This is a genomic window from Acinetobacter sp. ANC 4779 (genome assembly GCF_004331055.1).
Lineage (GTDB): Bacteria > Pseudomonadota > Gammaproteobacteria > Pseudomonadales > Moraxellaceae > Acinetobacter.
This window is the reverse complement of record NZ_SJNU01000003.1, coordinates 171,144-190,197: the sequence shown is the minus strand read 5'-3', so window position 1 is coordinate 190,197 and position 19,054 is coordinate 171,144. Positions and strand designations below refer to the sequence as shown.

The window sequence follows — 19,054 nt, the reverse complement described above, 5'->3', positions numbered from 1 at the left end:
GCAATCAGCTTTACGTATAAAAACAAAAAATGCGACAAGCGTAAAATAAAAAACCCAGCCAAGGCCAGGTTTTTTTATCTTTTGGTTTAATCAAATACTTAACTTAATTTCATTTTTTCAAACTCAAGATGACCATTCTCAGCTTTAATCAAAATCGTATCGCCAGGTAGAAACTCTCCGCTTAAGATTTTTTGAGCCAATGAATTTTCAACTCGCTGTTGAATTGCACGTTTCAATGGTCGAGCACCATATACAGGATCAAAACCAGCATCGATCAATTGATCAAACGCACTATCATCGACAGAAAGACGCATGTCTTTTTCACTTAAACGAGAACGCAAACGATTCAGCTGAATATCTGCAATACCGCGAATTTGTGCTTTTTTCAGTGAATGGAATACCACCAGCTCATCAATACGGTTAATGAATTCTGGACGGAAGTGTTGTGATACGGCTTCCATCACCACTGTGCGGACTTCATCATCGGTTGCATTTTCACCTAATTCACGCACATCCTGCGAACCCAAGTTAGAGGTCATGACTATAACGGTATTTTTAAAATCGACCACACGGCCTTGAGAGTCAGTCAAGCGTCCATCATCAAGCACTTGCAGCAAGATGTTAAACACATCCGGATGCGCTTTTTCGACTTCATCAAACAACACGACACTATAAGGTTTACGACGCACCGCTTCAGTTAATACACCACCTTCTTCATAGCCAACATATCCTGGAGGTGCACCGACCAAACGGCTGACAGAATGTTTCTCCATGAATTCACTCATGTCGATACGAACCATGGCATCATCACTGTCGAACAGGAAGTTTGCCAAGGCTTTGGTCAATTCAGTTTTACCCACTCCTGTTGGGCCCAGGAACATGAATGAACCGCTTGGACGATTCGGATCAGACAATCCTGCACGTGAACGGCGTACCGCATTCGACACTGCAACTACCGCTTCATCTTGTCCAATTACACGGTTATGTAAGAAATCTTCCATTTGAAGCAGTTTTTCACGTTCGCCTTGCAACATTTTCGCCACTGGAATACCGGTTGCCGCACTCACCACTTCTGCAATTTCATTCTCAGTCACTTTGGTACGGATTAACTTCGGTTCTTCATTGTTTTCTTCGGCAACTTCTTCGGTTTCCAGACGTTTTTGCAATTCTGGAATCACTCCATATTGCAGACGGCTGGCTTCCGCCAAGTCACCTTCACGTTGTGCTTTTTCAAATGCGGTACGCGCTTTATCCAGCTCAACTTGTGCCTGATTGGTACCTTCAACCAATCTTTTCTCAGCGATCCATTGTTCTTCCAAATCGCTATATTCACGCTGCACTTCTTCGATTTGTTTTTCCAAATGTGATACTTCAGCTTTACTGACTGAATCTGCATCCTGTTTTACCGCTTCCAGTTGCATTTTCAACTGGATTAAACGACGGTCCAAACGGTCAAGTGGCTCGGGTTTTGAGTCAATTTCCATTTTGATTCGTGAAGCTGCTTCATCAATCAAATCAATGGCTTTATCCGGTAATTGACGATCGGTAATATATCGGTGCGACATTTTTGCAGCAGCAATAATGGCTGAATCCAGAATCTGTACACCATGATGCGTTGCATATTTCTCTTTCAGTCCACGTAAAATTGCAATGGTATCTTCAACACTTGGCTCATCTACCAAGACTTTCTGGAAACGGCGTTCTAGCGCAGCATCTTTTTCGATGAATTGACGATATTCATCTAGAGTGGTTGCACCGACACAATGCAGTTCACCACGTGCCAATGCAGGTTTCAGCATATTGCCTGCATCCATGGCACCCTCACCCTTACCGGCACCGACAAGGGTATGCAATTCATCAATAAAGAGAATGACTTCCCCTTCATACTTGGCCAGATCTTTCAGAACCGCTTTTAAACGCTCTTCAAACTCGCCACGATATTTCGCGCCTGCCAGCAATGAACCCAAATCTAAAGATAAAACCCGTTTACTTTTTAAGCCTTCAGGGACTTCACCATTGACGATCCGTTGTGCCAAACCTTCGACAATCGCAGTTTTACCTACTCCCGGTTCGCCAATCAATACCGGATTATTTTTAGTACGACGTGAAAGTACCTGAATTGTGCGACGAATTTCTTCATCACGTCCAATCACTGGATCGAGCTTGCCGGACATCGCACGTTCAGTTAAATCAATGGTGTATTTATTCAGTGAATCACGCTGATCTTCGTGGTTATTACTCATGACTTGTTCACCACCTCGAATATTCTCAATTGCTTTACGTAAACCTTCGGAGGTTACGCCTACACGATTCAGTAAAGTTTTAGTTGCACCAGTTTCAGCTAAACTAAGCAATACCCAGTCGGTCGATAAAAATTCATCTCCGGCTTTTTGTGCATAGCTGTCTGCCAAATTTAGGGCGCGTACCGCTTCAGGATTAAGATTGATATCTCCGGTTGGATTAGCAATGGTCGCTGCATCATTCAATGCTTGTTGTAGCGTGGTCTGAAGATCGCGCAGATTTGCCCCGGCCTGTTGTAACAAGCTTATATTGGCAGGCTCTTGCAATAGCACGGATAAAATATGAATACCTTCGATTGAGGTATTGTCTTTACCCATGGCTAAAGATTGAGCATCTGATAAAGCTTGCTGCAGCCGATTTGTAAATTTTTCAAAACGCATTCTTATTTTCCTCACAACAAATTTTGTACTTGGACAATAGATGGGAATGGTTTGATATTTTTCAACACAATTTATTAAAAAATATTTTAATTTTCAAAGACTAAAGAAATAAAAATAAAATATGAAACTGAGTTTTAATATGGGGATTTAGCTCAATTTTTTCAAGCTTAATTTAATATCTTCTGTATCAAATTCTATTTAGAACATATTTCATCACGATGTTGGATTCACCCAGTTGAAAACTCAATATTTGCAGTTGAGAATTTTGAAAAAATTATATATTTATTTATAGTATATAGACGAAGTTCACTAGATTGATCTAAGTTGTGATTTAACAAAAATTTAGAGATTGAAATTGAATAAAAAAAGAAGTGAAGGAATGAAAATTAGTTTTTTAAATTGTGCATTAAGATGGCACTGATTATATTTTATAGAATAATTCTAAGTTTAATGATTCATAAAAAAAGGCAATTCATTTGGAATTGCCTTTTTTTTATTACACAGCTTCAATAATTTCAAAATCGTGGGTAATTTCAACACCACCATCAGATAACATTTTGCTTGCGGAACAATATTTTTCAGCAGAAAGCTCAACTGCTTTAGCCACCTGTTTTTCTTTTACCGCTTTACCCGTCACGACAAAGTGTAAATGAATTTTGGTAAACACTGCAGGAATCGTATCCGCACGATCCGCTTTTAGCTGACATACAACCCCTGTCACATCTTGGCGTGATTTCTTTAAAATAGTCACAATATCAAAGGAAGCACAGCCACCAAGTCCCATTAATATCAGCTCCATGGGACGTGGACCACGGTTTTCACCACCATATGCCTCAGCGCCATCCATGACAATGTGGTGACCACTTTCTGATTTTGCTTCAAAAGCAACATTCTCTAGCCAATGTACGCTTGTTTGCATTGCAACTACCTGAAAAAAGCTATAAATTTACGAAGTACCCGTACACTAACATAAATTGAGTTGATAAGGAATTTCATCTCTTCTATGTGACAAGTTCATTTTAGGTCTGTGCGATCTATTACTTATCCATATTCGGAACCGTTAGCATGACTGCAAGCTTTTCACAACTAAGCACCGATGCCCTTTCTCCTGGTCAACTACCAGAGTCAGTCAAAGCATTATTAAAACGTGCATACATAAATCGCTATCCAAAACGTACTGCAATTATTGATGCAGGCACTGAATCAAAATCACTTTATTTAATTTTAAAAGGTTCAGTATCCATTATTTTACGTGAAGATGATGAACGTGAAATTGTGGTTGCGTATTTGAATGCAGGAGACTTTTTTGGGGAAATGGGTCTCTTTGAAGCAAATCCACAACGTACTGCGGAAGTCCGTACTCGTGATGTCTGTGAAATTGCCGAAATCACCTATGATAACTTTCACGAGTTAAGCAAACAGTATCCAGATCTGAGCTATGCTGTATTTGCCCAACTTGTTCGTCGCTTAAAAAATACCACTCGTAAAGTGACTGACCTGGCATTTATTGATGTATCTGGTCGTATTGCGCGCTGTTTAATCGACCTTTCTTCGCAACCAGAAGCCATGATTTTACCAAATGGCCGACAAATCCGTATTACACGTCAAGAAATTGGCCGTATTGTCGGTTGTTCTCGTGAAATGGTGGGACGCGTTTTAAAAACGCTTGAAGAACAAGGCATGATCGAAACTGAGGGGAAAGCCATTCTTATTTTTGATGTTTCAACTGAAGATGCAAATGTCACTGTAGATGAGCTGGATGAGGAAGAATAAGTTCTTTATCCTTTAGCACGCACGAAAAAAAGCAAATCTTAGGGTTTGCTTTTTTTATGGCTTGATTTTTCCTCCTATCCTTTTGTAAATTTTATGACAACATTAAAACTATTGATGATTTAACGCTGATCAAAAAATCAGTTAGCCTTAAGTCATTTAAAATTTCATTGATAAAAACTCAAGGATCAAGCTCTATGCAATTCAAACCTTTAGCCAATACAGGAATACTTGTTCCTGAAATCTGTTTAGGCACAATGACTTTTGGTGAGCAAAATACCCAAGCAGAGGCCTTTCAACAACTTGAATATGCTTTAGACCAGGGTTTGTTCTTCTGGGACACTGCTGAAATGTATCCTGTGCCACCAAAGCCTGAAACCCAAGGGGCAACTGAAACCATCTTGGGTCATTGGATTGCTGAACGAGGACATCGTGACCAGCTGTTTATTGCTTCAAAAATTGCAGGTCCCTCACAAGGCGGCAGTCACATCCGTGATGGACAAACTCGCTTCACAGCAACAGAGATTAGCTCAGCTATAGATGGCTCCTTAAAACGCTTACAAAGCGATTATATCGACCTATATCAGCTGCATTGGCCACAACGTCCAGCCAATTTCTTTGGCAAGCTCGGCTATGGCAATACTGAAGCTCAGCAGGATGCAGAAATCACTGCTTTGGAAGAAACCTTAAGTGCTTTAAGTGATGAAGTCAAAAAAGGACGTATTCGATATATTGGTCTATCCAATGAAACCCCGTGGGGCACTTTGAAGTTTTTACATTTGGCTGAAAAGTTAGGTTTAGAAAAAATGGTGAGTGTACAAAACCCATATAGTCTCTTAAACCGGACTTATGAAATCGGCATGTCAGAAATTGCCCATTATGAAAATGTGGGACTACTTGCTTACTCCCCTTTAGCTTTTGGTTATTTGACCGGAAAATTCCGTAATGGTGCACGCCCTGCAAATGCACGTGTCACCCTATTTTCTCGTTTTAGCCGCTATAGCAATCCTGAAAGCGAATGGGCAACCGAACAATATGCTCAACTCGCGGAAAGACATGACTTAACCCTGACCCAACTGTCATTGGCATTTATTAAACAGCAGTTCTTTGTGACCAGTACCATTATTGGTGCAACCAACCTGAATCAACTCAAAGAAAATATCCAAGCCTTTGAAATTGACTTATCAGCAGAAGTTTTACAAGGTATTGAGGATATTCACCGTCAGCAGCCCAACCCTGCGCCATAATTTCATTTTAAGCAGTGCTTAAAAATTAAATTAGACAGATTTATACTGCTTTATATTCGATCACCTCGAAATAAATTAACATCCTTACCCCTTGCGCAGCAGTGCTGCTCATCCCATAAGGATAAGCAAGTAAAACTAAAAAAGGATGCACGAAGCATCCTTTTTTTATGAATTAAACAATAATTAACGTTTGTTATAAATCGCTTGAGCGGCTGGCAAGTTTTTACGCATTGCTTCAATACGCTGGCTATTTGAAGGGTGAGTCGACAAGAATGAAGTACCGCCCGCACCTTCCAGTTTGTTCATTTTTTCCCAAAGGGTAATGGCTGCTTGCGGGTTATAACCGGCACGCGCCATCAGCATTAGACCGCCTTGGTCAGCGCGACTTTCCAGACTACGAGAATAAGGTAAACCTACACCCACTTGTGCACCCAACTGGGCAGCAGCAGAACCCAACTGCCCTACATTACTTCCCGCAGCACTTAGACCGATGCTTAAAGCCAAATCAGTTAATGCTTGTTGACCAATTTTATTTTTAGAGTGTTCCTCTAAAGCATGCACCATTTCATGACCCATAACTGCTGCAATTTCTGCATCAGTCAGGTTTAATTTATTCACGATACCGGTATAGAACACAACTTTACCACCCGGTGCTACATACGCATTAATCTGGTCCGATTTTAGCACAGCCAGTTTCCAATCAAACTTTTGACCCGTTTGATTGATTTGATCGCCATAAGGTTTTAAACGCATAAATACGGCATTAATGCGTTTATAAGTCGCTGAAGAAGTATCTAAGGTTTTATTTGCACTTGCTTCCTGAACTGTTTTATTAAAACCTTGTGCTGCTGTTACATTTAATGTTGATGAATCTGCCCCTGCCATTTCCGCTACAGTGGTACAACCAGAAATAGTGATCATACTAGCCGCACACAAACTTAAAACGAGTTTGCTATTCATTATAATAATCTCCACCTTGAATACAGATATCAGTTTTAAACAGATTATAGGGAATCGTGGATAAGCTTTGAATTATTATTCCATCCATATTCATATTATTTATGTAACTGTGCTTATTTAAGAAACTGAAAACTAAGCCAATAAATAAGACATAAAGCATTCAAAACCAAATACACTTGGCAAAATGGTTTGATTTTCTGCTCCAGCTGTTCATTTTTTCTTTTAAAAAATAAAATGCCATTTTGAATAAGAATTAATGGAACTAAAATGCAGGCAATAATGACACTTAAACCAATAAATGCCGTATAGATAATATTGGGATCTTGGGTTTGTGCCTGAATAATCAGCATTGCAATGGTGGGTGCACCACCCATGGCAAAGAGTAAGGAATAAAAAATCGTTCCTGAAATATTCTTATGCATCCCGCACAACCTTTCATTTATCTTATGTTTTGTATTCTAGCAAGTGTCAGTTATTTAAACAGTATTCTCGGATGCAACTTTAGTCTCGCTAAAATTTTACCCAATATATTCTTTTAGTACATTTTCAAAATAGTGAATACAAAAAAAGCCCCGCAAATTGCGAGGCTTTTTTAATCATCGTCGTATTAGCTTAAATTAAGCATCAAACGGATGACGAAGGACAATTGTTTCTGCACGGTCAGGACCGGTCGAAATAATGTCAATTGGACATTCAATCAACTGTTCAATACGTTTTACATAAGCAATCGCATTTGCAGGTAATTGAGCAACATCAGTTGCACCCACTGTAGACTCAGACCAACCTGGCATAGACTCATAAATTGGTTTTAAAGCTTCAAATGCAAGCGCATCAGAAGAACCGACACAACCAGAATCTGCCGCTTCGTAACCCACACAGATTTTTACTTCTTCCAAACCATCAAGAACGTCAAGTTTAGTTAAGCAAATACCTGAAAGTGAGTTTACATCGACTGAACGACGTAAAATTTCAGCATCGAACCAACCACAACGACGCTGACGACCAGTTGATGCACCAAACTCATGACCAATCGTACCCAAATGTTTACCAATTTGGTCGCCTGTGTCATTTGCAGCATCGTAAACCAATTCCGTTGGGAATGGACCTGCACCTACACGTGTCGTATAAGCTTTGGTAATACCTAGTACATAATCAAGGTGCAATGGACCAAGACCTGAACCTGAGCTTACGCCACCAGCAGTTGTGTTTGAAGATGTTACATACGGGTATGTACCGTGATCTACGTCAAGGAGCGAACCTTGCGCGCCTTCAAACATGATGTTGTCACCGTTTTTACGGAAATTGTGCAATTCCGTAGTAACGTCCACAACCAGTGGAGTAACGACTTCACGCCATTGATCGCAAAGTGCCAGCACATCTTCTAATTTAACCGCTTCAACACCGTAGTATTGAGTTAACTGGAAGTTATGGTAATCCAGAAGCTCAGTAAGCTGGGCTTTAAGATGCTCACCACCACGAACAAGATCAGCAACACGGATTGCACGGCGTGCAACTTTGTCTTCATATGCTGGACCAATACCACGACCAGTGGTACCGATTTTCGCATTGCCACGTTTCTTCTCACGCGCTTGGTCAAGTGCAATGTGATTCGGCAAAATTAATGGACAATTTGGAGAGATTCGTAGACGTTCTTTAACTGGAACACCTTCTTTTTCAAGAATATCCATCTCTTTGATGAGCGCTTCAGGAGAAAGAACCACACCATTACCAATTAAGCACAATACGTTTTCACGTAAAATACCAGATGGAATGAGGTGTAATACAGTTTTCTTACCACCAACCACAAGTGTATGACCTGCGTTGTGTCCGCCTTGGTAACGAACTACCGCAGCCGCTTGATCTGTGAGCAGGTCAACGATTTTACCTTTACCTTCGTCGCCCCATTGGGTACCAAGTACCACAACATTCTTGCCCATAATAGCCTCATTGCATCATGCTGTTAAAATTGAAAACTTGAATTAGTTCATCAAACCAATTCACATCATTAAATCTTTTCGACTGTCCACTCACCCGCCACATTCATCAATTGATGCGTTGCATGCGGTACCGAGTCTAAACTGTCCTTACCAAGTAATTGAATTACCCCAAAGCCTTGTGTACGCGTATTTGAAATTGCCTTAAGCAAATCAGCGTCTGTACCCTTCGGTGCAACAACTACATTTAAATCTTTAAATTGACCTGCACTTAAGGCATATAAGTCGCACGAAAAACCTGTTGCAGGACGTGCACGACCAAAATGTTCGCCAATGCCATCATAACGTCCACCTTGAGCCAGTGGTGCTGCACGGTTTGGTGCATATACTGCATACATTAAACCCGTGTGATAATGGTATGAACGCAGCTCTACAACATCTATACCAATATGCAGATTTGGCCAACGTAACTGAATTTCGACTTGCGTCGTTTTCAAAGCATCAAATGCGTGCCTGAACGCTTCATCAGCGAAAATTTCAGCACTTAAATTGGCTTGTAACGCATCTAGGTCACTTGAATAACGACCTAGGGTATAAAAATCTGCACCAAATTTTAATTCTTGGGTAAATTCTGCAAGCTCAGGTAATGCTTTACGTTGATAAAGATCCGAAAGATGACTTTCAACAGCTTTGGTCAAACCCGCATGTTTCACTAAACTACGAAATAGACCGACATGACCCAAATCTAGATGGATCCCGCCTGCCAAGCCCGCGGTTTCGATCAGACTCAGCATCACGTCAATCATTTCAACGTCTGCATCAATACTGTCTGAGCCGAAAAGCTCCGCACCTAATTGCAGGGGTGCACGTGTGGTATTAAACCCTTGAGGTTTGGTGTGTAAAACCGTGCCAGCGTAGCAATAACGCGCAACACCTTCCACTGGATGTACATGCGCATCAATACGAGCCACTTGTGGTGTCATATCGGCACGCACACCAAGTAAACGACCTGATAACTGGTCGATCACTTTAAAAGTGGCTAAGTCTAAATCTTGATTCGATTCTGAAAGAGAAGATAGAGATTCGATGTATTCAATAAATGGCGTGTACACCAATTGATAACCCCGAGATGCGAGGAAATCTAGGGCGTTACGACGCAAAGTTTCAATCACTTGCGCCTGTTCTGGTAATACATCAGCTACACCATCAGGTAATAACCATGTCTCTGAAATGGGCATGTTGTAAACCTAAATTCTGTCAGAGCGGAAGTTATCCGCATAAAAAAATCGGGAGCACACCCGATTTCTCCTAGTCTAGCACGATAGTTTTAGCTGTGCATCTGACTTTTTCACAAAAAATAGCGGAATACTTATTGTTTAATCAGACAAAACACTCCAATTCATTTAAAGCGGCTATAGCGCTCAAAGATGACGCTAAAAATGTTTATTATTTTATTATCACATGAAGTGCAATTCAGTGGTGTGTTTAAACTTTTGTAATGGAATTTCAGTTTTTACATTTTGTAGCTGCTTTCTTTTTAACAGCAGATGAATAATGATTCACTCCGCAATGCTGCTTTCAATTATGATTACTTTATTTAATAGCGGCTTCACGTTTTTCATTACTGCCTACGGTTTTGATGAGCATGACATCGGCCGCTATTTTAAGGTTTGTTATTCTTTACATCGCAACGAGGATAAACTTATACCGAGGGTCTGTCCGAGGAATTGACTGCCCTTGTCAACAATCCAACCAATTCGGCATTTTGCAACTCGACCTGACTAAGTTTAGCGCTGGTTTTATCAAGCACTTCCTGCTGTATATGCATTTTTTTGGCCAAGTCCTGCATAATTTCCAAGGTTTTCTTTAGGTTCTGTTCCAAATGAATCACTTTTTCTTCGAGTTGCAGGTTCATTTGAATGTCATTGACCGCATCATTTTGATTGGTAAATTGTGCCCAAATCAGAAAAATCACTGCTATGGCTAATAGCAGAATAAAACCCCATATAAATATCAACATAGGTAAATGCTCTTATTTTATTTAGTTATTATTCAACATCATGGCGAATTAATGAAGTGAATTTTTTAAAAGCCTAATTTAAGCAATTTATTTCATATATAAAAAATTACTGTAAACAAGCTCAGCCTTTTCCCAAACCTATCAAAAATTATTTCAATTTGCTTTTTAGATTATATTTTTAGCAAGTTAAATTTTATATGTATTGATCTATCAAAAGTGATTAAAACATCATTTTATCGTTGTTTATATGATCAATTTATTAAGATTTGTTTTATTTCTAGAACCACATCACCATCTAAAAATCAAATGCTTTAAGCATAAAGTAATGAATCAATGAAATGCCTTTTCTAGCCATTTCATGATACTAAAAAATATTCAAACGAGCTGCTGTTGCCATTCCTCTTATCCAAGCTAACCCGTTGCTTACGCCTTAGCCAATCAAGACAAGCTCATGCAATGATGTGACCCGATAATAAAAAACAAGAAATTACTTCTCAAAATCAAGACACACCAGATATCTAATGCACATCAGTTTTATGATGTAAATGACTCGCATAAATCCAGCAAGCGATTGGCATAACCCCACTCGTTATCATACCAGGCAAATACTTTTGCTTGATGTCCAACCACCATGGTTTGGCTTAAATCCACAATTAAAGAATAGGGTGAATGATTAAAATCAGATGACACCAAAGCTTCATCTGTCACATCCATAATTTCCGCATAGCCATGCCGTGCCGACTTGAGCAGGACTTCATTAATTTTATGCACGGTGACATGTGATTGAGCAACAAAAGTTAAATCAATGGCAGCGACATTAATGGTCGGTACACGAATGGAATAACCATCAATCCGGTCTTCCATTTTTGGCATTACACGTTTTAACGCCGCCAATGCTGAAGATGTGGTGGGAATAATATTTTGCCCCGAAGCTCGTGCACGACGTAAATCACGATGTGCATGATCCAGTACCGACTGATCAGCTGTGACCGCATGAATTTCTGTCATAAGGGCGGTATCAATGCCAAAAGCATCATCAATGATTTTAACCAGTGGCACCAAAGCCTGCGTGGTACACGATACGCTGGAAATAATTTGATCCGTTGCTTTAACTTCATGATGGTTGACACCATACACAATAGCCGCATCCACACTGTCAAAAGGTGCAGCCCCAATAATGACCCGTTTCGCCCCTGCGGTAACATGTCTGGTTGCCGCTTCACGTGAACGGAATAAGCCAGTACATTCAAGCACCACATCAATATTTAAATCATTCCACGGCAAAATTTCAGGCTGTTCCTGACAAAACACCTGTACTTTTAATTGCGCCAAACCTGCTGAAATATGCAAAAAAATCTGTTCATATTCCAGCAACACTTCGACTTTGCCTTTAAAGCGTCCGTGGGTAGTATCGTACTTAAACAAATGAACTAAAGTCTCTACATCTGCAACATCATTAATCGCAACAATATCAAAATGAAAATCCTTGGGATTTTCAAACCAAGCACGTAATACATTGCGACCAATTCGCCCGAAACCATTAATGGCTACTCGTTGCATCAGATATCCTTAATTCTTGGGTGGATGTAAACACTGGTGTATGTTAATGGATTTCAACCAAAAACCGATACCATTTCTTCACTTCTATTTATTAAATAAAGTGCGGCAGAAACGTCCTCTCCACTTTATAAAGCGCTTTAATCACCGATCAGCATCAGAAAAAGCCAGCTAAAAATACTCACTCAAGCATTCATTAAACTTTAATGGCAGTTTGATGATATAAATTAACACGTGGATTTACCTCAAGATGCCTATATCGCGAATACATAGAATTGTCATGAATTCGCCTTAAAGTGATTGGTGCATGCAGCTTTTTCCGTTATAATTTGGCGTTTTAAAATTTTAAGCCCGGTGTACTCAGGCAGTTCATCTTCTATGAAAATGCTCGGTATACTTCTAGCCAATACGAAATATGGAGTGACTTGGTTGTGAGTACTCGTTTTATGACATCAGCTGAAATTCGTGAAGCATTTTTGCGTTACTTTGAATCGCAAGGGCATACACGTGTCGCGTCGAGTTCACTAGTACCCGCCAATGACCCGACTTTATTGTTTACCAATGCCGGGATGAACCAGTTTAAAGACTGCTTCCTGGGTTTGGAAAAGCGTGATTATGTTCGCGCAACATCGTCACAAAAATGTGTACGTGCCGGTGGTAAACATAACGACTTAGACAATGTCGGTTATACAGCACGTCACCACACTTTCTTTGAAATGTTGGGTAACTTCTCCTTTGGTGATTACTTTAAACGTGATGCCATTAAATTTGCCTGGGAATTTCTGACTGGCGATGAATGGTTAGCACTGCCTAAAGATAAACTCTATGCCACTGTTTATCATACTGATGATGAAGCATTTGACATCTGGAACAAAGGAATTGGTTTAGATGCCAGCCGTATCATCCGTATTGGCGACAACAAGGGTGAAAAATACGCATCAGACAACTTCTGGGCAATGGGCGATACCGGTCCTTGTGGTCCTTGTTCTGAAATTTTCTTTGACCATGGCGACCATATCTGGGGTGGCTTACCAGGCACACCGGAAGAAGATGGCGACCGTTTTATCGAAATCTGGAACAACGTATTCATGCAGTTCAATCGTACTGCGGATGGCGTGTTACATGAGTTACCTGCTCCGTCTGTAGATACCGGTATGGGCTTGGAACGTATTTCTGCAGTTTTACAACATGTAAATTCAAACTACGAAATCGACTTATTCCAAAACTTACTCAAATCAGCTGCAGAAATCATTGGCATGGATACTACTGCTCTTGAAGCTGAAGCTGCTGCAAATAACAAACCTGTTGAATACCCTGCATCTTTAAAAGTGGTTGCGGACCATGCACGTTCATGCTGCTTCCTGATTGCTGACGGTGTAAACCCTTCTAACGAAGGTCGTGGTTATGTACTGCGTCGTATTATCCGCCGTGCTGTTCGTCACGGTAATAAATTAGGTGCGACAGGTTCATTCTTCCATAAAATGCTACAGCCTTTAATTGCTGTAATGGGTGAAGCCTACCCTGAACTGGAAGTTAATAAAGCACGTATCGAAGCACAGCTTTTAAAAGAAGAAGAACAATTCGCGAAAACTTTAGAGCAAGGTTTAAAATTGCTTGAAGGTGAATTGACTCAACTTAAAGGCAACGTGATTCCGGGTGAGACAGTATTTAAACTCTATGATACTTACGGCTTCCCTGCTGACTTAACAGCTGATATTGCACGCGAACGTGATTTAACGATTGACGAAGCTGGCTTTGAAGTTGAAATGGCAGCACAACGTCAACGTGCACGTGATGCAGGTAAATTTGCGATTGATTATAACTCGATTGTAAATGTCGACAGCGAAACTCAATTCGAAGGCTATGAAGCAACTCAAGGCCAAGGTCAAATTGTTGCGATCTATAAAGATGGCGAACAGGTTGAAGAAGTGGTTGAAGGCGATGAAGCGTTAATCGTATTAAACCAAACGCCTTTCTATGCAGAAAGCGGTGGTCAGATCGGTGATACCGGAATCTTCAAAAACGATACCGGTATTTTCGAAGTTCAAGATACCAAAAAATCTGGTGCTGCATTTGTACACCAGGGTATCGTGACCATGGGTAGCCTAAAAGCATCACAAAGCGTTGAAGCTACTGTTAAAGCGGACATTCGTGCTGCAACTGCACGTAACCATTCTGCGACTCACCTTTTACATGCTGCCCTACGTCAAGTTTTGGGTTCTCATGTTCAACAAAAAGGTTCATTGGTTGCAAGCGATATCCTGCGTTTTGACTTTGCCAACGATCAACCGGTTACTTTCGAACAACTTCAGCACGTAGAACGCTTGGTAAATGCAGAAGTGATTGCCAATACTGCGGTATCCACTGAACTTTTAGACATCGAATCCGCCAAAGAAAAAGGCGCAATGATGTTGTTCGGTGAAAAATATGGCGATGAAGTACGTGTACTATCTATGGGTTCAATCATTGAAGAGAAAAACTTCTCGATCGAACTGTGTGGTGGTATCCATGTGAAACGCACTGGTGATATCGGTCTGTTCAAAATCACTTCTGAAGGTGGTGTTGCAGCGGGTGTGCGTCGTATTGAAGCCGTGACTGGAACTAAAGCAGTTGAAATCGTGCAAAAAACTGATCGTGATGTTCAATACATCAACGGTTTGTTAAAAGCACAGAATCATCAAACGGTAGAAAAAGTTGAAGCTATAGTAGACACTGCACATCAACTGCAAAAACAAATTGAGCAATTGAATCAAAAACTTGCAAATCTGCAAGCTGGCGAACTTTTAAGCCAAGTTCAAACTGTTGCAGGTCGTCCGACACTGATTACCACTGTACAAAACATGGATGCGAAATCACTTCGCAACCTGCATGACGGTGTAAAATCTAAATTAGACAATGCAGTGATCGTACTTGCGGGTGTAGAAGGCGACAAAGTTAGCCTTATTGCCTCCGTTGCAAAAGATTTTACTGCCAACATTAAAGCAGGTGACATCATCAAACACTTGGTTACCGAACTCGGTGGTAAAGGTGGTGGTAAGCCTGACTTGGCACAAGGTGGCGCGCCACTTAACGAGAAGTTTGCAACAGTGATGGCAGATTTAACTGCCTGGCTTGAGGCAAAATAACACTTCACTTTTTGTGTAACGGACCCTGATAGCGATATCAGGGTCATGGCTTTTATGGAACAACTATGGCATTAATCGTTCAAAAATATGGCGGTACCTCTATGGGTACTCCCGAGCGCATTTTAAATGTTGCTCGTCGTGTAAAGCGCTGGCATGACCACGGCCACAAGGTAGTGGTCGTAGTTTCAGCAATGAGTGGCGAAACCAATCGCCTGCTTGCTTTAGCGAAGGCCATTACCGAAACCCCTGATCCGCGTGAACTTGACCAAATGGTCTCTACGGGTGAACAGGTTACGATTTCTATGTTAGCGATGGCACTTAACTCTATTGGGGTTGAAGCAAAGTCGCTCACTGGTCGCCAGGTTGGCATTAAAACGGACAGTGCATTCAATAAGGCGCGTATTGAAGCGATTGATACTGATGTTTTAACTGCAAATTTAGACGCAGGCCGTGTGCTGGTTGTTGCAGGCTTTCAAGGCTTTGACGAACAAGGCAATACCACTACTTTAGGTCGTGGCGGTTCAGACACTTCTGGTGTTGCAATTGCTGCTGCACTCAAAGCGGACGAATGCCAAATTTACACAGACGTTGATGGTGTTTATACCACCGACCCGCGTGTTGCACCTAAAGCAAAAAAAGTTGATCGTATTTCTTTTGAAGAAATGCTGGAAATGGCATCTTTGGGTTCTAAAGTTCTTCAAATTCGTTCAGTTGAATTTGCTGGTAAATACCAAGTGCCTTTACGTGTATTATCAAGTTTTGATAATGACAATGATGGCGCATTTGACGAAGACTTTAAACAAAACGTCGGCACTCTTATTACTACTGAATTGGAAGACAACATGGAACAGCCAATTATCTCTGGTATCGCATTTAACCGTGACGAAGCAAAATTAACGATTCTAGGTGTGCCTGATGAACCAGGTATTGCAGCTAAAATCTTATGTCCAATTGGCGATGCGAACGTTGAAGTGGATATGATTATCCAGAACGTTGAAGAAGACGGTACAACTGATTTCACCTTTACGGTTAACCGTGGTGAATTGGCTAAAGCCAAAACAATTCTTGAAGATACGGCGAAAAAAATTGGTGCCCGTGAAGTTGCAACACGCTCAGACATCGTAAAAGTATCTATTGTGGGCGTAGGTATGCGTTCACATGCTGGCGTGGCAAGTAAAATGTTCACTGCTTTAGCTGAGGAAGGGATCAATATTTTGATGATCTCTACCTCAGAAATTAAGATTTCCGTGATCATTGAAGAAAACTATTTAGAACTTGCTGTGCGTACACTTCACACTGCTTTCGGTTTAGACCGTGAGCATGGCGAATCTAGCGTACGTGCCTAATATCGGAAAATATGACAAAAATTGTCATTGTTAGACAGTTTTTAAAATAGTAGAAAAAAACAGAGCCACTATAGTTTTTCTTATAGTGGCTCTGTTATATTAACCATGTGCTTTTAAGAAAATTTTAGCAAAATGCGATATAGGACGAAGTTTGTCACATTGCTTTGTTAAAATTTTCTTTGATATTTAAGGTTGTGTTTTTTACATTTTAGATCAATTGCAGGTTTAGCATTTTGCAAGGAGATAAACATGCTGATTCTGACTAGACGTGTCGGAGAAACATTAATGATTGGGGACCAAGTCAGTGTAACTGTGCTTGGGGTTAAAGGAAATCAAGTTCGAATTGGCGTTAATGCTCCAAAAGAAGTATCCGTTCATCGTGAAGAAATTTACCAACGTATTCAACATGAACGCGCTATGCACGAACATCTTCAACATCTCGATCAAGATTATCAACCTTCTTTTGAAGAAGATAATTTTCCACAAAATACCCAGAATGACTTTAATCGTTAAACATTAAAAGTTTTTCTCCTAAAGCGGCTTACTTAAGCCGCTTTAATTTTATCTGGCCATTAGTTTTGTTCACCTAAAGCCAAAGCTTTTTTGACGGGTGCATAACTGCGGCGATGCTGATCAATAACACCATGTTGCGCAATCGCCTCAAAATGAGCTTTGGTTGGATATCCCTTGTGTTTCGCAAAGCCAAACTGCGGATATTGCAGATCCAATTCTATCATTTGATGATCACGTGTAACTTTTGCTAAAATACTGGCAGCTGAAATTTCTGCATGGATGGCATCCCCACCTACCACAGCATCACAGCTCATCATTAGGCCCTGTGGAACTTTATTACCATCGACCAACACATGTTCAGGCTGAATATTTAAAGCCTCTACAGCGCGGCGCATCGCCAGCAATGATGCTTGAAGAATATTGATCTCGTCAATTTCTTCATGACTCGCTTCAGCAATGGCCCAAGCTAGAGCTTTTTCCTGTATTTCGATAAATAACTTTTCACGTTTTTTTGCAGTGAGCTTTTTAGAATCATTTAAGCCCTTAATCGGGTTATTGGGATCTAAAATGACTGCAGCTGCAACCACCGAACCTACAAGTGGGCCACGTCCTGCTTCATCTGCACCAGCAATTTTCATAATTTGTCTGCCTAGCTAAAAAAAGAGGCTGAACAAGTCAGCCTATTTATTACTTCATTAAAGATTATTGCACTGCTTCTGCAACACAGGCATTAATTGTTTTAGTCACTGCATTTGAAACGATTGTGGTACGTGCAGCAGGATCAATTGCTGCAGTTGCCAAATCTACCGCTGTTACGCTTTGCGGTGCTTTTTCACTGACACAACCACAAATTTCAGACTGAATATTTTGTTTTTGAGTTGCAGTCATCAATTTAGTGGCTGTTTGCCATGCCGCAATATTATTCAACTCAGTGGTACATTTTGCATTGATGGCAATTTTAAGTGCAGCAGTACCCAGTTGCTGAGTTGCAGATTGCGTACCTGTTGCACCCGCTGTACCTGACGTTGTGCCAGTTGACACACATGCACTAAGCGCTAAAGTTAAAGGTGCAAGTACAGCAATTAATTTTTTCACAGTTAAATCCTTTGTTATAAAATCTGTTGGGCCTATTCTGCCGAAACTTTTCCCTATAATAAATCTATATTTCAAATGAATTTTCCATGTGTGACTTGCCTGTCTAAAATCCATGCAGCTTTCAGCGTTGCAAGAATTATACGCTTCGTTCCATATTGCCCATTTTTTTAAATATACGGTTTGATTAGGATACGCAGACTTATAAATCACATGTTGGTATAACATGACAAACCCTTCACCATACTATACGCGTACAGCCCAATTGCTTCATTGGCTGATGGCTGTTATTTTTATTGCCGCATGGTTAATTGGTTTTTATAGTGGAAATTTTTTAAGCTATGAGGTGGATGGCAGCTTTAAAGGCCAAGTCATCAGCTTGCATAAGAACATCGCAACCACGATTATATTTCTGGTATTGATTCGTCTGTTTTGGCGCTATACCCATCCTGTTCCAACACTGCCTGATTCCATGTCACCGTTAATGAAAGTTTTGGCACATCTAGGACATTTGGCTTTATATTTAATGTTGCTCGCATTACCGATTACCGGCTGTTTGTTTAGCTGGAGTGCTGGGCATCCTGCACCTGTTTTATATTTATTTGAAATTCCACGTCTGGTTCAGGACAACCCTGAACTTTTAGCCATTGTTAAACCTGTACACATTTATTTGTCATGGTTTGCAGGTTTTCTGGTGATAGGACATATTGTCGCTGCGTTAAAACATCATTTTATCGATAAAGACAATATTTTACGCAGTATGACCCGACAAGAAAAATAGCCCAATAGTGCCCAATAAAAAGCCGCAT

The 19,054-nt window shown here is 40.6% G+C and carries 16 protein-coding genes; 6 read left to right on the top strand and 10 right to left on the bottom strand.

Going from position 1 to position 19,054, the window contains the following annotated elements; translation table 11 throughout:
• Window positions 1-98: 98 nt before the first annotated feature.
• Entirely contained in the window at window positions 99-2,681 is a 2,583-nt protein-coding gene (clpB, locus tag E0H80_RS05575) for an ATP-dependent chaperone ClpB (RefSeq protein ID WP_131363904.1), read from the bottom strand.
• 496 nt (window positions 2,682-3,177) lie between these two features.
• Window positions 3,178-3,600: an OsmC family protein gene (locus E0H80_RS05570; RefSeq protein ID WP_131267411.1), complete on the bottom strand. Its 423-nt coding sequence runs from the start codon at window positions 3,598-3,600 to the stop codon at window positions 3,178-3,180.
• Window positions 3,601-3,746: 146 nt separating this feature from the next.
• Between E0H80_RS05570 and crp the strand changes: the two genes are divergently transcribed.
• Both crp and E0H80_RS05560 read left to right on the top strand, forming a co-directional pair.
• Window positions 3,747-4,454: a cAMP-activated global transcriptional regulator CRP gene (crp, locus tag E0H80_RS05565; RefSeq protein WP_131363902.1), complete on the top strand. Its 708-nt coding sequence runs from the start codon at window positions 3,747-3,749 to the stop codon at window positions 4,452-4,454.
• A 194-nt stretch (window positions 4,455-4,648) separates the two neighbouring features.
• The gene (locus E0H80_RS05560) at window positions 4,649-5,698 is read left to right on the top strand and encodes an NADP(H)-dependent aldo-keto reductase (protein WP_131363900.1); all 1,050 of its coding nucleotides are present in this window, start codon (window positions 4,649-4,651) and stop codon (window positions 5,696-5,698) included.
• A gap of 183 nt (window positions 5,699-5,881) precedes the next feature.
• Here the strand turns inward: E0H80_RS05560 and E0H80_RS05555 are convergent, their stop codons facing one another.
• The 6 genes from E0H80_RS05555 to E0H80_RS05525 form a co-directional block, all read right to left on the bottom strand.
• Window positions 5,882-6,658, bottom strand: a complete 777-nt coding sequence (locus E0H80_RS05555) for a M48 family metallopeptidase (protein ID WP_067864324.1) — start codon at window positions 6,656-6,658, stop codon at window positions 5,882-5,884.
• Between the two features lie 113 nt (window positions 6,659-6,771).
• Window positions 6,772-7,080: a hypothetical protein gene (locus E0H80_RS05550; protein ID WP_067864327.1), complete on the bottom strand. Its 309-nt coding sequence runs from the start codon at window positions 7,078-7,080 to the stop codon at window positions 6,772-6,774.
• A gap of 195 nt (window positions 7,081-7,275) precedes the next feature.
• Window positions 7,276-8,595: an adenylosuccinate synthase gene (locus E0H80_RS05545; RefSeq protein WP_131363898.1), complete on the bottom strand. Its 1,320-nt coding sequence runs from the start codon at window positions 8,593-8,595 to the stop codon at window positions 7,276-7,278.
• A gap of 68 nt (window positions 8,596-8,663) precedes the next feature.
• Window positions 8,664-9,830, bottom strand: coding sequence for an ATP phosphoribosyltransferase regulatory subunit (locus tag E0H80_RS05540; RefSeq protein ID WP_131363896.1), 1,167 nt, complete (start codon window positions 9,828-9,830; stop codon window positions 8,664-8,666).
• A gap of 464 nt (window positions 9,831-10,294) precedes the next feature.
• Window positions 10,295-10,612 carry a hypothetical protein gene (locus tag E0H80_RS05530; RefSeq protein ID WP_165494280.1) on the bottom strand — a complete coding sequence of 106 codons (318 nt, stop codon included), beginning with the start codon at window positions 10,610-10,612 and terminating at the stop codon, window positions 10,295-10,297.
• A 534-nt stretch (window positions 10,613-11,146) separates the two neighbouring features.
• Complete coding sequence (locus E0H80_RS05525) at window positions 11,147-12,172, bottom strand: type I glyceraldehyde-3-phosphate dehydrogenase (RefSeq protein WP_131363894.1); 1,026 nt, start codon at window positions 12,170-12,172, stop codon at window positions 11,147-11,149.
• A 428-nt stretch (window positions 12,173-12,600) separates the two neighbouring features.
• Here E0H80_RS05525 and alaS point away from each other — a divergent pair, with 428 nt between their 5' ends.
• From alaS to csrA, 3 genes are all read left to right on the top strand, one after another.
• Window positions 12,601-15,294 carry an alanine--tRNA ligase gene (alaS, locus tag E0H80_RS05520; RefSeq protein WP_171457813.1) on the top strand — a complete coding sequence of 898 codons (2,694 nt, stop codon included), beginning with the start codon at window positions 12,601-12,603 and terminating at the stop codon, window positions 15,292-15,294.
• A gap of 65 nt (window positions 15,295-15,359) precedes the next feature.
• Entirely contained in the window at window positions 15,360-16,640 is a 1,281-nt protein-coding gene (locus E0H80_RS05515) for an aspartate kinase (RefSeq protein ID WP_067864343.1), read from the top strand.
• A gap of 249 nt (window positions 16,641-16,889) precedes the next feature.
• Entirely contained in the window at window positions 16,890-17,153 is a 264-nt protein-coding gene (gene csrA, locus E0H80_RS05510) for a carbon storage regulator CsrA (protein ID WP_067723263.1), read from the top strand.
• A gap of 59 nt (window positions 17,154-17,212) precedes the next feature.
• Here csrA and rnhB read toward each other — a convergent pair whose 3' ends face one another.
• Both rnhB and E0H80_RS05500 read right to left on the bottom strand, forming a co-directional pair.
• The gene (gene rnhB / locus E0H80_RS05505) at window positions 17,213-17,791 is read right to left on the bottom strand and encodes a ribonuclease HII (RefSeq protein WP_131363892.1); all 579 of its coding nucleotides are present in this window, start codon (window positions 17,789-17,791) and stop codon (window positions 17,213-17,215) included.
• A gap of 64 nt (window positions 17,792-17,855) precedes the next feature.
• Window positions 17,856-18,248, bottom strand: coding sequence for a hypothetical protein (locus E0H80_RS05500; RefSeq protein ID WP_131363890.1), 393 nt, complete (start codon window positions 18,246-18,248; stop codon window positions 17,856-17,858).
• Between the two features lie 223 nt (window positions 18,249-18,471).
• On the opposite strand from E0H80_RS05500, the gene E0H80_RS05495 reads away from it, so the two are divergent.
• Window positions 18,472-19,026: a cytochrome b gene (locus E0H80_RS05495; RefSeq protein WP_131363888.1), complete on the top strand. Its 555-nt coding sequence runs from the start codon at window positions 18,472-18,474 to the stop codon at window positions 19,024-19,026.
• The last annotated feature ends 28 nt before the right edge of the window (window positions 19,027-19,054 follow it).

Bases quoted from the DNA above. Each gene is read 5' to 3' on its own strand.
- clpB (WP_131363904.1), bottom strand. From the start codon at position 2,681: ATGCGTTTTGAAAAATTTACAAATCGGCTGCAGCAAGCTTTATCAGAT.
- E0H80_RS05540 (WP_131363896.1), bottom strand. From the start codon at position 9,830: ATGCCCATTTCAGAGACATGGTTATTACCTGATGGTGTAGCTGATGTA.
- E0H80_RS05525 (WP_131363894.1), bottom strand. From the start codon at position 12,172: ATGCAACGAGTAGCCATTAATGGTTTCGGGCGAATTGGTCGCAATGTA.
- E0H80_RS05570 (WP_131267411.1), bottom strand. From the start codon at position 3,600: ATGCAAACAAGCGTACATTGGCTAGAGAATGTTGCTTTTGAAGCAAAA.
- E0H80_RS05555 (WP_067864324.1), bottom strand. From the start codon at position 6,658: ATGAATAGCAAACTCGTTTTAAGTTTGTGTGCGGCTAGTATGATCACT.
- crp (WP_131363902.1), top strand. From the start codon at position 3,747: ATGACTGCAAGCTTTTCACAACTAAGCACCGATGCCCTTTCTCCTGGT.
- csrA (WP_067723263.1), top strand. From the start codon at position 16,890: ATGCTGATTCTGACTAGACGTGTCGGAGAAACATTAATGATTGGGGAC.
- E0H80_RS05560 (WP_131363900.1), top strand. From the start codon at position 4,649: ATGCAATTCAAACCTTTAGCCAATACAGGAATACTTGTTCCTGAAATC.
- rnhB (WP_131363892.1), bottom strand. From the start codon at position 17,791: ATGAAAATTGCTGGTGCAGATGAAGCAGGACGTGGCCCACTTGTAGGT.
- E0H80_RS05495 (WP_131363888.1), top strand. From the start codon at position 18,472: ATGACAAACCCTTCACCATACTATACGCGTACAGCCCAATTGCTTCAT.
- E0H80_RS05515 (WP_067864343.1), top strand. From the start codon at position 15,360: ATGGCATTAATCGTTCAAAAATATGGCGGTACCTCTATGGGTACTCCC.
- E0H80_RS05545 (WP_131363898.1), bottom strand. From the start codon at position 8,595: ATGGGCAAGAATGTTGTGGTACTTGGTACCCAATGGGGCGACGAAGGT.
- E0H80_RS05530 (WP_165494280.1), bottom strand. From the start codon at position 10,612: ATGTTGATATTTATATGGGGTTTTATTCTGCTATTAGCCATAGCAGTG.
- E0H80_RS05550 (WP_067864327.1), bottom strand. From the start codon at position 7,080: ATGCATAAGAATATTTCAGGAACGATTTTTTATTCCTTACTCTTTGCC.